The sequence below is a fragment of the Catenulispora yoronensis genome, assembly GCF_039531695.1.
GTDB lineage: Bacteria > Actinomycetota > Actinomycetes > Streptomycetales > Catenulisporaceae > Catenulispora > Catenulispora yoronensis.
The window spans coordinates 163,527-178,551 of the sequence record NZ_BAAAQN010000007.1 but is presented as its reverse complement, the minus strand read 5'-3'; the positions used below and the strand labels follow the sequence as shown (position 1 = coordinate 178,551).

The 15,025-nt window shown below is 66.3% G+C and carries 10 protein-coding genes and 1 pseudogene; 6 read left to right on the top strand and 5 right to left on the bottom strand.

Annotated features, from left to right (window positions below; all coding sequences use genetic code 11):
- Both ABD481_RS08645 and ABD481_RS08640 read left to right on the top strand, forming a co-directional pair.
- A complete protein-coding gene (locus ABD481_RS08645; protein WP_344665023.1) occupies positions 1 to 225 on the top strand; it encodes a hypothetical protein in 225 nt (74 codons plus the stop codon).
- The gene (locus ABD481_RS08640) at positions 222 to 551 is read left to right on the top strand and encodes an MFS transporter (RefSeq protein ID WP_344665022.1); all 330 of its coding nucleotides are present in this window, start codon (positions 222 to 224) and stop codon (positions 549 to 551) included. The genes ABD481_RS08645 and ABD481_RS08640 overlap by 4 nt, the downstream gene beginning before the upstream one ends.
- A gap of 570 nt (positions 552 to 1,121) precedes the next feature.
- Here ABD481_RS08640 and ABD481_RS08635 read toward each other — a convergent pair.
- Both ABD481_RS08635 and ABD481_RS08630 read right to left on the bottom strand, forming a co-directional pair.
- Positions 1,122 to 4,187 carry a cell wall-binding repeat-containing protein gene (locus tag ABD481_RS08635; RefSeq protein ID WP_344665021.1) on the bottom strand — a complete coding sequence of 1,022 codons (3,066 nt, stop codon included), beginning with the start codon at positions 4,185 to 4,187 and terminating at the stop codon, positions 1,122 to 1,124.
- A gap of 655 nt (positions 4,188 to 4,842) precedes the next feature.
- Positions 4,843 to 5,343, bottom strand: coding sequence for a transposase (locus ABD481_RS08630; RefSeq protein ID WP_344665020.1), 501 nt, complete (start codon positions 5,341 to 5,343; stop codon positions 4,843 to 4,845).
- Between the two features lie 556 nt (positions 5,344 to 5,899).
- Here ABD481_RS08630 and ABD481_RS08625 point away from each other — a divergent pair.
- Both ABD481_RS08625 and ABD481_RS08620 read left to right on the top strand, forming a co-directional pair.
- Positions 5,900 to 7,090 carry a helix-turn-helix transcriptional regulator gene (locus tag ABD481_RS08625; protein ID WP_344665019.1) on the top strand — a complete coding sequence of 397 codons (1,191 nt, stop codon included), beginning with the start codon at positions 5,900 to 5,902 and terminating at the stop codon, positions 7,088 to 7,090.
- On the top strand, positions 7,087 to 7,656 hold the full coding sequence (locus ABD481_RS08620; protein WP_344665018.1) for a cysteine hydrolase family protein: 570 nt from the start codon (positions 7,087 to 7,089) through the stop codon (positions 7,654 to 7,656). The genes ABD481_RS08625 and ABD481_RS08620 overlap by 4 nt, the downstream gene beginning before the upstream one ends.
- Positions 7,657 to 8,047: 391 nt before the next feature.
- Here the strand turns inward: ABD481_RS08620 and ABD481_RS08615 are convergent, their stop codons facing one another.
- Positions 8,048 to 8,221, bottom strand: a complete 174-nt coding sequence (locus ABD481_RS08615) for a hypothetical protein (RefSeq protein WP_344665017.1) — start codon at positions 8,219 to 8,221, stop codon at positions 8,048 to 8,050.
- 3 nt (positions 8,222 to 8,224) lie between these two features.
- Positions 8,225 to 8,608 carry a hypothetical protein gene (locus tag ABD481_RS08610; RefSeq protein ID WP_344665016.1) on the bottom strand — a complete coding sequence of 128 codons (384 nt, stop codon included), beginning with the start codon at positions 8,606 to 8,608 and terminating at the stop codon, positions 8,225 to 8,227.
- A 253-nt stretch (positions 8,609 to 8,861) separates the two neighbouring features.
- Here ABD481_RS08610 and ABD481_RS08605 point away from each other — a divergent pair.
- A pseudogene (locus ABD481_RS08605) lies at positions 8,862 to 9,960 on the top strand (integrase core domain-containing protein).
- Positions 9,961 to 11,206: 1,246 nt separating this feature from the next.
- Entirely contained in the window at positions 11,207 to 11,419 is a 213-nt protein-coding gene (locus tag ABD481_RS08600) for a hypothetical protein (protein ID WP_344665015.1), read from the top strand.
- Positions 11,420 to 11,747: 328 nt separating this feature from the next.
- On the opposite strand, the gene ABD481_RS08595 is transcribed toward ABD481_RS08600, so the two are convergent.
- Entirely contained in the window at positions 11,748 to 14,801 is a 3,054-nt protein-coding gene (locus tag ABD481_RS08595) for a hypothetical protein (RefSeq protein ID WP_344665014.1), read from the bottom strand.
- Positions 14,802 to 15,025 lie beyond the last annotated feature (224 nt).

Genomic DNA, 15,025 nt, shown 5'->3' with positions numbered 1-15,025 from the left:
GTGTGGACAGCCGCGCTCGCCTCCGTCCAGGTGGATCAGGACTCGAAGGTCTCCCGCTCGGCGGCGGAGTCCACCGGATACGTGCCGCGGGCCATCATGGCCGTGCCGCTGGTCCACGATGGGGACTGCGTCGGCGTGATCGAGTTCCTGGACCGGGCCGACCGTACCGGCAGCGAACTGCGGACCTGTGGGCCGTCCCCATGGACCAGCCCGCCGCCACGATGACTGCCATCCTGTTGGCGAGCGGGATCGGCGTCCCCATGCTGAACGCGCCGCTGATCAGCATCCTGTCGACTCATCCTCCGGCGGAGCTTCGGGCTCAGGTGATGACGGCGCTGGTGACCGCGAACCTCCTGGCCGGACCGCTCGCCTACGCGGTGGCCGGTCCGTTGTTCACCCACTGGGGGACGGGCAGGGTGCTGGCGGTGACAGCGGCCGGGATGACGGTGTGCGCCCTGCCGCTCGTCTCGCTGGCGGCCCGGTCGGCGCAGTCCGCTCCTCAGACCAGATCCGATGGCGAGGCGATGAGCGTATCGGTCACCGAGGCCTGATTTCCTCGCGCATACGAAGACGTGGTGGTCCCGTCCCGATATCGGGACGGGACCACCACGTATCAGTAGGCGAGAGCGAGGCCGGCATCCGAAGTCGGACGTGGGGAGCGGGAAGCCGCCTTGGACGACTCCACTGTCGCGACCTCGCAACATTGAAGACACGGGGCGGCGTCTCGAGCGCCGGCTGCCGGGATGGACATGCAGGTCGTCTCGGAGACGCTCGGGCATTCCACCACCGTCACCCGGGACAGTTACACGTCGGTGCTCGACGAGTACGTCCCTGGGCTGTTTTCGCGCCTCATGTCCGCGATTCAGTAAAACATCAGGTCAGCGGCGTAGTTGATCCGACTCGATCTGTGCCCCCGGCAGGATTCGAACCCTGCGACCATCGGATTAGAAGGTGGCTGCTTGTCAATCGAGGGTGGCCTACCAGTTCGTCAATCGCGAATCAGAGCTCTTATCTCCAGAACAGAAGCCTGCGTGGCGTGTTTATGACTCTGTTGCAAGCTTCAAGGCCGGGCGCCCAACCCTCGGCGCCCGGCCTCATCACCCTCGACCTATCGCAATACCCTACTTCTCGACCCGGCCACCGACGGCCTTCGCGATCTGCGCCTCAACGGCGTCCGACACCGCGAGCGGGCCGCCGAAGACCTCGACCGCGCGGCCGGCCAAGGCCTTCTCCAGGCCGTGCAGCGCCTTCGCGGTTGCGTCCGGCAGGGCCGTGGCGTCGGTCAGGAGCAGCGGGCTGTGGGCGGCGGCCAGCATCGCGGCGCCGGTGAGGGCGTCGGCGAACTTCATGCCGGTGGCCACGCCCGCGGTGGTCGGTGCCGGGAAGGCCGCAGCCACCTTGGCTGAGGTCGACCAGCGGTCGGTGCCTTGGAACTGCGCGGCGGCGTCGCGGTTGGGCAGTCCCGCGGCCGCCGTGACGGCCTGGCCGCCGACCGCCGCCACGCTGTGGGCGTGGGCCACGTAGCCGGCGATCGCCGGGGTCAGCTTGGTGTCGTCGGTCAGGAGGATCGCCGCCGGCGTCGCGGTGGCGGAGCCCGAGGCCGAGCCGCCGTAGACCGCGGCGAAGGGACCGGCGGCCAGGGCGTCGGGGAAGTTCCTGCCGGTGGCCAGGACCACGTTGCCGCCCGGGTTGCCGAGGGCGTGGGCGATGGCCAGGGACGTGGCGAAGCGGTCCCCGCCGGCGATCCGCTTGATCTGGTCGCCCGGCAGGCCCAGGGCTGCGACCGCCTGGTCCGAGACCGCGTTCACGCCGCCGAGGACGTAGACCGTCCCGCCGGGGGCCAGCACGCGCCGCAGCTCGGCGACAACCCGCGGGTCGCTCGCGGCCGAGGGCGACAGCAGCAGCGGCGCGCCCTTCGCCGTGGCGAGAGGCACGCCGGACAACGCGTCCGGGAAGTTCTCGGCGGTGGCCAGGACCACAGCCGGGGCCGAGCCGGCCTTCGGGAACGAGGTCTGCGACACCTGGATCGCGGTGGCGTAGCGGTCCGCGCCGGCGACACGGTTCACGACCGGCACGCCCGTGCCCGTCGTCGGCGGGGTCGTCGGCGGAACGATCGGCGGCGTTGTGGGCGGGACGGTCGGCGGGGTCGTGGGCGGTGTCGTCGGCGGCGGGATCGGCGTGACCGTCCCGAGCCGCGTCACCAGCCCCGCGGCCGGCGAACCCAGCCCGGTCGCGGTGTCGTACCCCACCGCACCGGCCAGCGAGGTGTCCTGCCCGGCCCGGAACATCACCCCCGTGGTTCCGTTCGACAACACATGCACGCCCTCGATCACGCTCGGCTGGCCCGCCACGGTGCCGGTCACGTCGTGGAACGCCGAGGTGCCGCTGAGCGCGTACAGCGACGGGTTGGCGAACCCGATCGGATGCCCGGCACTCTGCTTGGCGTCGGCCTGCAAGGCCGCGAACGTCGGCGCGGCGACCGAGGTGCCGCCCATCCCGAACTCGCTGTACGGGTTGCCGCTATCGGTCACCCCGACCAGCACCGACGTCGCCAGCGACCCGTTCATCGCCACGTCCGGCACGGTCCGCATGGCGTGCGTCGTCCCGTTGACCGCCCGGTCGGCCAGCGACGCCGGAACCGCCCCGGCCTGGTACCACGGCTGCGGCACGTCCTCCGACGTCCCGCCGCCGCCACCGAAGTAGAACGCGAACGGCACCTTCTGTCCGTTGACCGGCGACCAGGCGGCGTCGCCGGAGTTGGCGATCGCGACATTGTCGCCCATCGTGGTCTCCCACGCGTAGCCGCCCTGCGCGTTGGTGGCCAGCGTCGTGCCGCCGACCGACGTCACCCACTGCGAGCTCGCCGGCCACTCGGTCTGCTTGCGCGCGGAATTGCCGGAGCAGTTCGTCGCGCCCCCGTCCTTGTTCGCCGGGTCGTCGTCGCCGCAGTCGCCGGTGGAGAAGGTGAAGCCGATGCCCTCCAGCGCACCCTGCTGGAAGATCCGGTCGTAGGCGGCCATCACCGCCGGATCGATGTTCCCGTCAGTGCCGTGCATGATCGCGCCCCAGGAGTTCGAGACGACGTCGGCCAACTGCCGGTCGACGATGTCCGCCTCGGCGTCCATCAGATCCTGGTCGTAGCAGGAGTTCGCGCCGACGTAGACGACGTTGGCATCCGGCGCCAGGCCGTGCGCCATCTCGACGTCCAGGGACTCCTCCTCGGTCGGGTCGCCGCACTCCGCCTGGTGCGAGTACTTCGACGTGTCGAAGTACTCGGTGTACTGCCCGGAACGGAACGCGGCATCTCCGTGCGCCACCGCGAACTGGTTCGCGTCGGAGAGCGCCGTCGGCGAGGCGTACCAGTCCACGACCGCGATGGTCGCGCCCTTGCCGGTCATCCCGGAGGCGGTGACGCCGTAGGCGTCACGCAGTTGCTTGGGCGTGTACGAGCACGGCAGCAACGGCGACGGCCCGGGCGTGGTCCCGGGCGGGAACGCGCTGGTGGTGTTCTCTCCCCAGTACGCCGCGCAGCTCTGCGCACTGGACGCGGACGCCGCCGAAACCGCGTTGGCCTTCGCAGAGTCCGCATGTACCCGGATGGAGGACTGCGTCAGCCCCGAGATCCCCACAACGTAACCGGCGACGTCCGCCGGGACGACCGCCGCCGACGCGGCCGCGTATTTCACCGAGCCGTCGGCTCGCTGGAAGTTCTTGACCTGCGTCCCGAACGCCCGCCGCACAGCCGCGGAGTCGCCGACGGCATCGATCCACTCACCGCGCACGCCGGTGACCGTCAACCCGGCCCCGGTCAGCCAGCCCTGAACGGCGGCGATCTGCGCCGGCGTCGCCCCGAACTCGGCCTGAATCTGCTCCGGCGTCAGGTAGTGGCGGTAGCTGGAACTCTTCGGGTCGGCGACGGCACGCGCCGCAGCGGCCATCCCGGCCGGGTCCTGCCCAGCCAGGTAAATCCGAGTACTGATCTGCTGCCCCGCGGGGAGCGCGCCCCGGTCGGCGTCGGCCGTCGCCCACTGCGGGTGGGTCTCGTCCAGGACCTTGCTATGGTTCTTCGCCTGCGGTTCGGTCTGCGCAAGCGCGGCGGAGGCGGACGCGGCGACAAGCGCGACGGCGACGGGTATGACGCCGGCTATCACCGCACTGGCACGACGCCGCTGGGCAGCGTTCGACATGAGGGTGTCCCTCCCCTGGAAAGTGGCGTGCCGACGGGCCGAGACCCCACCGACTGCGTCTTCAGGGTTCGCTCAGGGACGGCTCCCTTTCCTATCGACTCAAAGCATTGAAGGGCAAGTCGGCATAGCGGACGGCTACGCTCGGCCTATCGCCCGGACACGGAGGGGGAGGATCGCGGTGGATTTGGGCGAGCGGCCGAGTTTCCTGGCCCGGCGGAGCGCCGGGTGGATCGACGCCGCCGACGAGGGGGGACCCGGCAGACTTGCCGCCTGGCATGGCCGAGAACCGCTGGCTGGGCTTCGCCGGCGCCACTGAGGAGCGACTACTCGCGGCCGAGCAGCGGCTGGGTCGTCGGCTGCGCTCCGAGCGCCTGCCGACGCTCCGAACGTCATCCCGTTCCTGGCGCAGCGGATACGCCGCGACCAGGTCCTCGGCGGACTTGTCAACGAGTACCTCTCAAGGACGAGCCAGCGGATCGCCTCAGCACGGCCGGCGACGGTGACGCCGACCTCGTTGACGATGACGCTGAATCCGTTGGGGTTCGGCGGCCGGCCTGCGCGGCGGCCCGGGAACAGCCAGCGGGAACTGCGGTTGGTCGCAGTGTTCATGGTGTCCCGGGCGTCGATCCAGCGAAGCGAGAGGCCGGCGAACGGTTCAGGAACGGGAGTTTAGCTCCAGGCGCGTCAGGGCGCGCACTGCGGCCAGCACGTAGGTGGAGTCGGTACGCTGCGTTGCGCGTTCGCTGACCAAACCCGCCTCCTTCAGACGAGCCAAGGCCAGATCCAGGAGGCGGTCCGACCGACCGTCCTGCAGCAGGTGGTCGCGGAAGTTGGACAGCACGCTGTGATGGAAGCTGGGGTCGTCGAGCTCCAGACCGAGCGCGTACTTGAAGTCGATGCGGCAGCGAACGGCCTCGGCGGCAGCACGATCGGAAAGACACAGCAGGAACTGCAGCACGCTCACCGTGGCCAACTGGGCCGGCGAGAGCCCCGGGCGCCCGTCACGCGGATACCAGTCCGCGAAGTCCTCATCGCTCCACAGACCATCGAGACGGTCACGCACCCACTTCGCCGTCGTGCCACCCGGGCTGCTGGCCTGCGCTATCCGCGCGGTCAACACTGGTACCTCGGCACCCAGACGGGGACGGACCGACATCTCGCACTCCTCGAAATCTCGCAGAACCCAAACCAAGTACCCGCGAGACTGACTCAACACGCTGATTACACGCAGCCGAACGCCAAGATCCCCGACAGAGTCAAGCCTATAGACTCACCGCTAAGGCGACAATAGCGATCATTACAGATAACGCCGACGACCATGACGACGAGAAGAAGGCCGATGTGCCCGTTCCAGCCGAGGCCAGCAAGACCACTGCCAGACGCCCACGTGCCAACTTCGCTGGAGGCTTACGTTCATGGAAATAGAAATGAACCTCAATCCGCTCCGGTCTCGGCTTCGGAGCTCCCTCGATCATGACTCCCCCTCTCACACCGCAGCTAGCTTGGGCAGTCCGCCAGCGCCTACGGCCAGGATTGCAGACGCAGCGTCCCAGAACACTGCCAAACTCAAGGAGGCTCACCGGCTACACATCCGTACTCTGACCTGCGTAAACGAACCAGAGGGCCACAAAACTACCCAGCGTTGAGTACCAGTGCCGCGACTCCGAGTGCTACAATTTTGTCACTGAGAGTGATCGCTATGGAGACGACGAGTGGCCGGCATCGCACACGGCAACAGGCAGCAACGTGAGCAGCTGCGCCGAAAAATGGAAGACGCCAACTGCCCGCCTCAGCAGATAGCGGATGAGATGATCATCCGCTGGAGATTCAGGCCGCGCCAAGCCTGGAGGCACGCTTACGGTTGGACTCAAGACGAAGTCGCGGCACGGTACAACAGCGCAACAGGCAACTCTGCGGCCCCAATGACCGGTAAACGTATAAGCGACTATGAAGCTTGGCCGTTCGGAGGCGTCAAACCAAGCCTTAACGCTCTTGCCATACTGGCTGACATCTACACAACTCACCCGTGGAGGCTTGTCGATTTCACGGACCGCGAGGCGATGACGAGCTCCGACCGAATAGCCCTTGATCCACAGAGACAATTGAGAGTCTCATTCAAGTCAGAGCAAGACTTAAAGCATGATCAAAGCTTGATCACCAACTCTGCGACACCAGGTCTCACCAACTATGGACTGGATGACTTGGTTCGCGTGGGGGAGGTGCTTTATCTGATATTCGATGAGTTTGCAACTTACACAAATTGCTACCTCGACCTCGTGACACGAGACACGTACTCGCATCGAGAGATCAACGAACTCCTCCAGATTCTCAATGGGCTCATAAGGAAGTTCGTGAGTCCTGACGCCGGGTGGATAGATGTAGCGGTTCCAGTGGCCATTAACGGACCGATGGCAGCAACGCCGCTCGTCGAGGGATTAAAGGATGATACTCGCTGGCTTCAAGTTCTATACAGTAGCGTGAGACGGACTAGTCGGCCCATTCTAATACCCATCGAAGTCAACGGTACGCCATGGCGTGGGAGTGGAAATGCTTTTGTATCGCAAGGAATGGACTACGTAGGGCGCTTCGGTGGTCTCTATCGAGGTATCGAGTACGACTTGCCAGCTGATACCCTGGAAAAAATCGAATCGCGCTATGAATACTGGCGAGAAGAATGCTATTTTGCTGCCCTGCTTGCCCTCGCCATCCTATCCCCCGATAAAGAATCTCAGGAGTCTATCGGGGTCCTTAATATTAACTTCCTGAGGGAAGACCCGATAGGCTTCAATGATACCCTTTCGCCGCAGAAGTCCGTGGCTGTCGTCAACCTTCTAGAACCGGCATTGCAGGTGCTGGCTAGGGCAATCGAAAAGCAGACCCAACAGAAAGGTGATCGTTCATGAGCGGGAGTGCACTGGTCGTCATCGACATGCAAGAGTTCTTCTTCGAGGAGAACAAGGATGTCGACAAGAAATCGCTCGCGGCAAATTGTGGAAAGATCATCGGTACGGCTCGCGAAGCGGGCCTCCCAGTGATCCATGTCGTCACACTCTATCGGGATGACAAAGTGGACTGGCCAAGGGCATGGGCAGGAGACGACGAGAGTTGGTGTTCCAACCTTGTTCGAGGGCACGAACTGTCAAAAGTCGTCAGCGGAGTGGCGACAGCCATTGATCCTGAGGACTTTCTGGTCGAGAAACGACGGTTCAGCGCCTTCTACAACACGAATCTCGATGATATTCTACGCAGTCTCGGCTGCGAGGGGATTTATTTGATCGGCTACTCTGCCGACGTCTGTATTCGCTTCACCTCGGTGGACGCCTATAACCGTGGCTATGCGGTCACTCTTATCTCGGAAGGAATCGATTCGTTCCGCGAAAGCAGGGAGGCGTCAACGAAGTACCTCGATTGGCTTATCGATGCCCGTTGCATCTCACTGGAGGATTTCGGGCAATCTCTCGACGGATAGCCTCGCGCAGCGCCAAGCATTCTGATCAGCATGCTGTCGACGTATTGCAGATCATTTTATATCGCTGGTCCGAAAGCGCTAAAGCGCGACCATGTTCTCGGTCGGCGCAGCTACTCCGAAGTCGATTTTCACTATCTTGGCCTGGATGACTTAGCTGGTGGTGTGATGTGAGTACGATCGCAGGGTTCTTTGTTTTGTAGTCATTCGTCCATTCCGGTTCGGTCGTCGGCGTCGCTGCGGTTCCCGAGGTGCTCGGGCAGGCCGCAGGGTTCCACTACCACGCAGAGCGTTCCCCCTTCTTCTCGACGGGATGGTTTCTGCCGGTCAGCCTGGGTTGGGCAGGCGTTCAGGTGTTTCCAGCAAGGTCGTGAACGCCGCCGCCCAGGGCCAATCAGCCGGGATGCGCAGGGTTCTGAGCCAGCCTCACGGGCAGGTGCCAGAGGCGGTAGCGCAGCGTGTCAGGCTCGGCCAGGGCCAGGCTGGGCTGGTCGTGCAGGCCCGGCAGCCGCGTCCAGGCCTCGACGTCGGCGGCGATATTCGCGACCAGGACCCAGCCGACGTTCACGTCCTAGGTCTGAGACGGGAGGTTGGCCAGGCCTATCGCCTTGTTCGTCTTGACCCGGCCCTCGGCCGCGGCGCCGCGCTGACGGTAGAGCACGTCAAGGAACCAGGGATGATGGGAGCCGGCGACACCGCGCATCCGGCCGATGTCCGACACGGTGATCTGATAGCGCCAGCCGGTGGCCATGTCGAACAGGGTCAGCTTCCGTTCGTGGCGTCGGGACGGCCGGGACCGGCGGACGATCAGCCTCGTGCCCAGATGCCATCCGTCCAGCCGCAGGTCCAGGCTGGTGATCTCCGCGACACCGCACTCGGGCTGGGGCTGACCATCCTGATCGACCGCCACTGACCAGGCAACTTCCGGCAGTCCGGCGATCGCAGCCTCGTCCACACCGGTGACCTTCCATCCGACACAGAATCGGACGACCCGCCGGGTGGTGTTCAGCGCCTGGAAGCGTTCCAGCAGTTCATGGCTGGCACCGGCCCCGTCGATCCGGATCAGGATCTTGCCCCGGAACCTCTGCGCCTGCCGAATACCTCGTCCATGCAGGTCAGCCGCATATGCAGGTTTGGTAGGGAGGTTATCGACCGGGCATCGAAGGTCGTGCTGTGGTCGTGGCGAAGTCTCGGCATGATGGCTGGTTGTGCTGTTGCGTCTGACCTATCTCGCCGTGACCAACGCCTTCGCGGCTCTGCGGCTGCTGCCGATAAGTGACCGGGACAAGGACGTTGAGATCTTGGCTCTATGCCATCAGCTTGCGGTCCTGCAGCGGCAACACGGTCCAGCCCGGGCCAGGTTTACCCTTGCAGACCGGGCCTTCCTTACAGGCACTGCTCAAGCCCCTGCCCCGTGATTCGCTGCGTCGGCTGCATCTGATCGTCAGCCCGGACACGGTTCTGCGATGGCACCGCGATCTGATGCGCCGGCGCCATGCGAAAATGTGTCGGCCCCGGGGAACCGGCCGCCCGCGCACGGTCGTCTCGATCCGGCGGCTGGTGCTGCGCATGGTCCGGGAGAACCCGAGTTGGGGTTATCGCCGCGTGCGCGGCGAGCTGGCCACCCTGGGCATCAGGGTCGCGGCCTCGACCGTCTGGGAGATCCTCAAGCATGAGGGCATCGACCCGGCACCGGAGGGCACGGCCACTACCTGGGCCGCGTTCCTGCGCAGCCAGGCTGACGTGCTGCTGGCGTGTGACTTCATCGAGACCGTCACGCTGACCGGGCAGCGCCAATACATCCTGGCCGTAATCGAACACGCCACCCGGCGGGTCCGGGTGCTGGGCGCCACGGCTCATCCCACCGCTGCCTGGGTCACCCAAGCGGCACGGAACCTGGTCATGGACCTGGAAGGAGCCGCAGCCACAGCCAAGTACCTGATCCGGGACCGGGACGCGAAGTTCCCACCGGTGTTCGACGAGATCCTCGCGCAGGCTGGCATTCAGGTCGTGCTCAGTGGCATCCGCGTGCCGCGGATGAACTCGGTCATGGAGCGTTGGGTGCAGACCTGCCGCAACGAACTACTGGACCGCACCTTGATCTGGAACCAACGTCACCTGCTGCACGCCCTACACGGGTACGAAACGCACTACAACAACCACCGCGCTCACCAAGCGGTGCAGCAGGCCGCGCCGCTACGTGCAGTACCAGAACTGATCACCGATCCACGGACCATCGCCGACCTCGGCATCAGCCGAAACGACCGACTCGGCGGAGTCATCCACGAATACCGACACGCTGCCTGACCAGGCTGGACGACATTATCGGCAGGCGCAGGATCGGCTACCGTGACCATCAGACCGAAACTTTTGACGGCATCGGCGCGAACGTTATCCTGCAGGTAGTCACCACCCCCGCGCCGGTCCAGGACATCGATGCTCTGGGCCGGATCCACGACGGTCTGATCGCGGTCGGGCTGTGCCCAGGCAAGCACTTCGTCGACACCGGCTACGCGACCCGGCCGCGATCCGGGACGCCGAAGATCACTACGCTATCGCCCTCATCGGGCCGGTGCGGGCCGATCCACAGGCGACCAAGCGCCCAGGCTTCACTAAAGCCGACTTCACTATCAACTGGGATACCGGCACCATGACCTGCCCCAAATGGTGTCGCTAACCCACCGTGGAAGTCGACCAGCAGCGACGGGCACCCGGCCATATCCGTCCTGTTCCCACGGGCCGATTGCCGCGCCTGCGCCGACCGGCTGGCCTGCACCGCAACACCGACGGCAAGGGCCGTCACTTGACGTTGTTGTCCCAGCCACTTCAGCAGATCCAGACCCGCGTCCGCACCCAACAGGAAACCCCGGGGGAGGATGCACCGCGTCGTGATCCGCGCCGGCTGCGAGGCCACCGTCTCAGAAACCGTCCACGCCCACGCCGCTGCGCTACTGCCGCTACAAAGGACTGGCGAAGACACACGTCCAACACGTCCTCACCGCCGCAGGCGCCAACATCATCCGGCTGTTCGCCTACGACCCGCCCGACGAATGCCCCCGCCCCGCGCCCAGAACCAGCCACCTGAAACAACTCTGCGACCGATTCGCAGAATCAGCCTGAAGATCACCAAAAGCATCAATTCCGTGGAGGTGCTGCTGGCGGCCGATCATTCGAAGCCGAACGCTGCTGCTGAGCCAGTCACCAGCCCTACCGGATCAGAATGTGGGCCAGAACCACATGAAGCCGCCACACACACCTTGCAAAGACTGTACTCTGATTCCCATAACCGGATGGGTTCTACTTCTTCAGGACCACATCCGGATGGGATGGTGAAGCGGTGCGGTAGCGGCTCCCACTCCCTGTAAAGAGGACAGAAGCATGCCTGCAAGCAGGACCCCCGTTTGAGACCTCGCTGCCGCAGAGGCCTCGGCAACGACCAGTTCACTGGTCGAGCTGAGGCTTTGTCATGCCCGGCTCGGCCCCTATCCGAGGCGAGCCGATGCAGATCCCGACGACCTTATGGAGTCACGCTCCATCGCTGGCGGTGATAGTAGTGCCCAGCGGCCTCTTGATCCGCTACTTCCCCGCCATCGTCGCGGTGACAACGAAGGATCCCCAGCGCCGCCGAGCCGCCCTCGAAGTACTCCGGCTCCGCCGCAGAGACGCGGCCGAGATCCCGACCTATCTGGTCCCCGACGATCCGGCCGTGAAGCCCTCTCGACGCAAGGCCCTACCCAAGGAAGCCAAGGCGCCGGACAGCGGGTGATGTCGTGGCCCGTGACGTCATGGGCTCATAGGAGCTTTGACGCCTCGCGCGGTGCTGTCTGGCAGCGTGTGTCGAGCATCTGCTCCACCTCGTCTGGCATTCCTGGGTGCCCTGGGCGCGCGGTCTGGCACTGCCGGCACCACGGGAACGCACCGTCGATTGCCGACGCCCACATCGACGCGTCGACGTAGTACTGATGATATCCCGGGTTGATTTGCACGTTCAGCCACGTACGTGACGTTCGGGTTCGGTGCGGTGGCTGAACGGATATCTCCGGGCTCTCCGCCACGTTCGCCATGGTCGGCGAACGAGTCGGCTGCCAGTTCGATCATGCAGACGTAATGGATCGCGCCGTCCACGGTGGACTCGGCCTACCGTCCGGTTCACGTCCGTAAGGCACGAAGTGACCAGGATGTCTACCCGCGACTTTGCTACGCTGTCCAAGGGTCACAACCGCCTGCTTTGCCCCGGCTCTCTGCGACTTCGTGAGTAGCCGCGCCGCCTTGCCCGGGTCAGCAATGTCGGCAAGGCCAGCGAGGTCGGCAAGGTCGACTTGGGCAATGACACGATCAGCCAGCAGCGCGGCCGCATGGTTCGCCCCGGCCTCCCGAAACGTCCACAGGAACCGTTCCACCGCCTCCAAGTCTGTGAGGTCGGCGTGGGCAGCGGCATGATCGGCCAGCACCCTAACCGCCAGTTCAGCCCCGTCTTCCTGCAGGCTCAAGAGTAGCTGTGCCACCGCCTGCGGGTCGGTAAGGTCGGCGTTGGCAGCCGCACGATCGGCCAGCACCCTGACCGCCTGCTCGGCCCCTACGTCTTGAAACGCCCCGAGCAACCGTGCCACCGTGTCCGGGTCCGAATCTGTGAAGTCGATATGGGCGACGGCGCGATCGACCAGATCCATAACCCCCTGCCCGGCCCCGGCCATCCACAATACCCTGAGCATCTGTGTCACCGCCCGCGGGTCGGTGAGGTCGGCGTTGGCAGCCGCACGATCGGCCAGCACCTTGACGGCCGGCTTGGCCCCGGCCTCTCGTAGCTGTTGGAGCAACCGCGCCACGCTGTACGGGTCGGTGAGGTCGGCGTGGGCGGCGGGGTCGCGGGCCAGCAGGGCTGCGACCGCCTGCTCGGCTCCGGCCTCCCGTAGCACCTGGAGTAGATCCGCCACCGTGTTTGGTTTGGTGAGGTCGGCGTGGGCGGCAACGCGATCGGCCAGCAATCTGACCGCCTGCTCGGCGCCGACGTCCCGGAACGCCAGAAGCAGCCGCGACACCATGGACGTGGCCGCACAGTCAACGTGGGTGGCGGCGCGATCGGCCAGCTCGGTTACCGCCCGCTCGACCCTGGCATCTCGGAATGCCTGGAGCAACTGCGACACCAGATCCGGGTCGGTGAAGTCGGCGTAGGGGGCGGTGCGATCGGCCAGCATCCTGACGGCCTGCTCGGCCCTGGCCTCCCGCAGTGCCTGGAGCAGCCGCGCCACCTGTTTCGGGTCGGTGGGGTCGGCGTGGGCGGCAACGCGTTCAGCCAGCACCGTCACCGCCTGCTCCGCCCCGGTCTCTCGGAACGCCAGGAGCAACCGCGACACGTGGTACGTGTCCGCGACCGTAACGTGGACGGCGGTGCGATCGGCCAGCACCCTGACGGCCTGCTCGGCCCCGGCCTCCCACAGCGCATCGAGCAGCAACGCAGCTGCGACCGGGTTGGTGACATCGGCGTGGGCGGCGGGGTCGCGAGCCAGCAAGGTCGTGACCGCCTGCTCGGCGCCGACCTCCCGCAACGCTTCGAGCAGCCGCGCCACCGCGTACGGGTCGGCGAGGTCGGCGTTGGCGGCGCTGTAGGCCGCGGCGTACCGGTCAGGATCCAGCACCGTGTCCAGCTGTGCCAGGCTGGTGGTGGGGTGGCCTGCGGCGGCGGCCTTGTGCCACAGGCGCACGGCGGTGGTACGCAAGTCCCGGTCCCAGGCAGCTTGCGCAAGCCGTTCCTGGTCGTCGCGGTCACTGGTGTGCTCGATCAGGGCGGTCCATAGGGCTGGGGTTCCGTAGCAATCGGCGCGCAAACGGCGGGTGTGCTGGTCGAGGTAGTCGGCCGGCTCATAGCCCTGTGCGGGCCCGATACCGGGGCCCAGGCGCACCTTGCTCAGCGCAGTCAGCGCTCCGTCCACGCGAGTGCGCGGGTCGTGGCAGATGCCGTCCAGGACGGTGTGGATCCAGTCTGGGTCCGGGTGGACTCTGTCATGGGCGGACGGGTAGCCGGCGGCCGCCTCGGCCAGCAGCGCGGCCGGGATCGGGGAGGCGTGGCCGAGTTGGCGGGCGTCCAGCGCCGCGGTGATGACCGCGAGCTCCAGCGGGCTGAAAACGCCATCGTCGCCGTCGAGGTAGTGCTGCAGGAGCTTGGGGCCTCCGGTGAGGTGCTGGATGATGCGGCCGCTGTTACCGGCTGCCCGGGCGGCCGCGCGCAACCTGCCGTCCCGGTCGGCCAGCGGGGCCAGGGCCTTGATCTGTTCGGGGGTGAACTCCGCAGGCACCTGGATGCGGGGCTGATGAGTGGCCAGCAGCATCCTTGCGTGCTCCAGGGCCGGCGCGTCGGGCTGCCCGGGCTGAGCATTGGTGTCCAGCCGGTGCCAGTATTCGTTCCACGTCGCGCCGATGACCACCAGCGGCCGGATGCGCTTGAGCAGGCCAGCCAGAGCTTCGGCTGCGGCGGGCAGGAAGTTCTGGGTCTCGTTGAGCCACAGCACGGTGGACGGTTCGATGGCGTCCTGCCTGATCCATTCGATCAGCGTGGCCGCGTCCGGCGGCACCAGCACGGGCCAGTCCGGCAACTGCTCCGCGACAGCCTCGTACAGTGCGCGGGTCTTGCCGGTGGAGGACTGCCCGGTCAGCACCGCCAGCACCGCCGCGCCGGCGGCTGCCTCGCGCAGCCGCGCACGCAGCACCCGGTCGTGGTCACGTTCGAAGTACTCGGTCAGCGGCTCGGCCGCCCCGCGCCCGGCCCCTGCGGTGATCGACCTGTGCACTCTCAATGCGATCGGGTCCCACCCGCCGATGGTGCGCAGCGACTCGGCCGGAGCCAGCCTGGCCTGTGCCCATAGGCGCCGCACCCGGGCCCCGACGTCGCCGCCGCCGGGCCCACTGGCATCCCAGCCTCCTGCCATCCGGGACAGCGCGACGGCAACGGCCACCGCGTCAGCCTGATTCGCCGGCAGCTCCGGCTTGGTGAGCACGCGCCAAACGGTGTCGGCCGACGGACACCCAGACCAATCCTCGTTGTCTGCGGCCTCGGCGATGCGGCTGGCGATCACCTCGGCCGAAGGGCCGCCGGCCTCGGCGTGCAGCCGGTGCAGCAGCGCCTTCAGATCGTGCAGCGGACCCGGGGCCACCCGAGGACGCGACATCCCCCGGGGCGCTTTGCGCCCCCTGGGAGCACGTTCGTCGCCACTCACCGCACTGAACCCTCCCTGCTTCGACACGCACCCCGGCCGACCAGGCATCCTCGTGCCCTGCCCGGCCCGGGCACCGCAACTGACCGGGGGCATGTTCGAGGTCTTCATCGTAGTAAGCGCGCCGGCCGGCCGTAGCGAACCCGACACGCTTGCGAAAGGAC

Bases quoted from the DNA above. Each gene is read 5' to 3' on its own strand.
- ABD481_RS08640 (WP_344665022.1), top strand. From the start codon at position 222: ATGACTGCCATCCTGTTGGCGAGCGGGATCGGCGTCCCCATGCTGAAC.
- ABD481_RS08635 (WP_344665021.1), bottom strand. From the start codon at position 4,187: ATGTCGAACGCTGCCCAGCGGCGTCGTGCCAGTGCGGTGATAGCCGGC.
- ABD481_RS08630 (WP_344665020.1), bottom strand. From the start codon at position 5,343: ATGTCGGTCCGTCCCCGTCTGGGTGCCGAGGTACCAGTGTTGACCGCG.
- ABD481_RS08620 (WP_344665018.1), top strand. From the start codon at position 7,087: ATGAGCGGGAGTGCACTGGTCGTCATCGACATGCAAGAGTTCTTCTTC.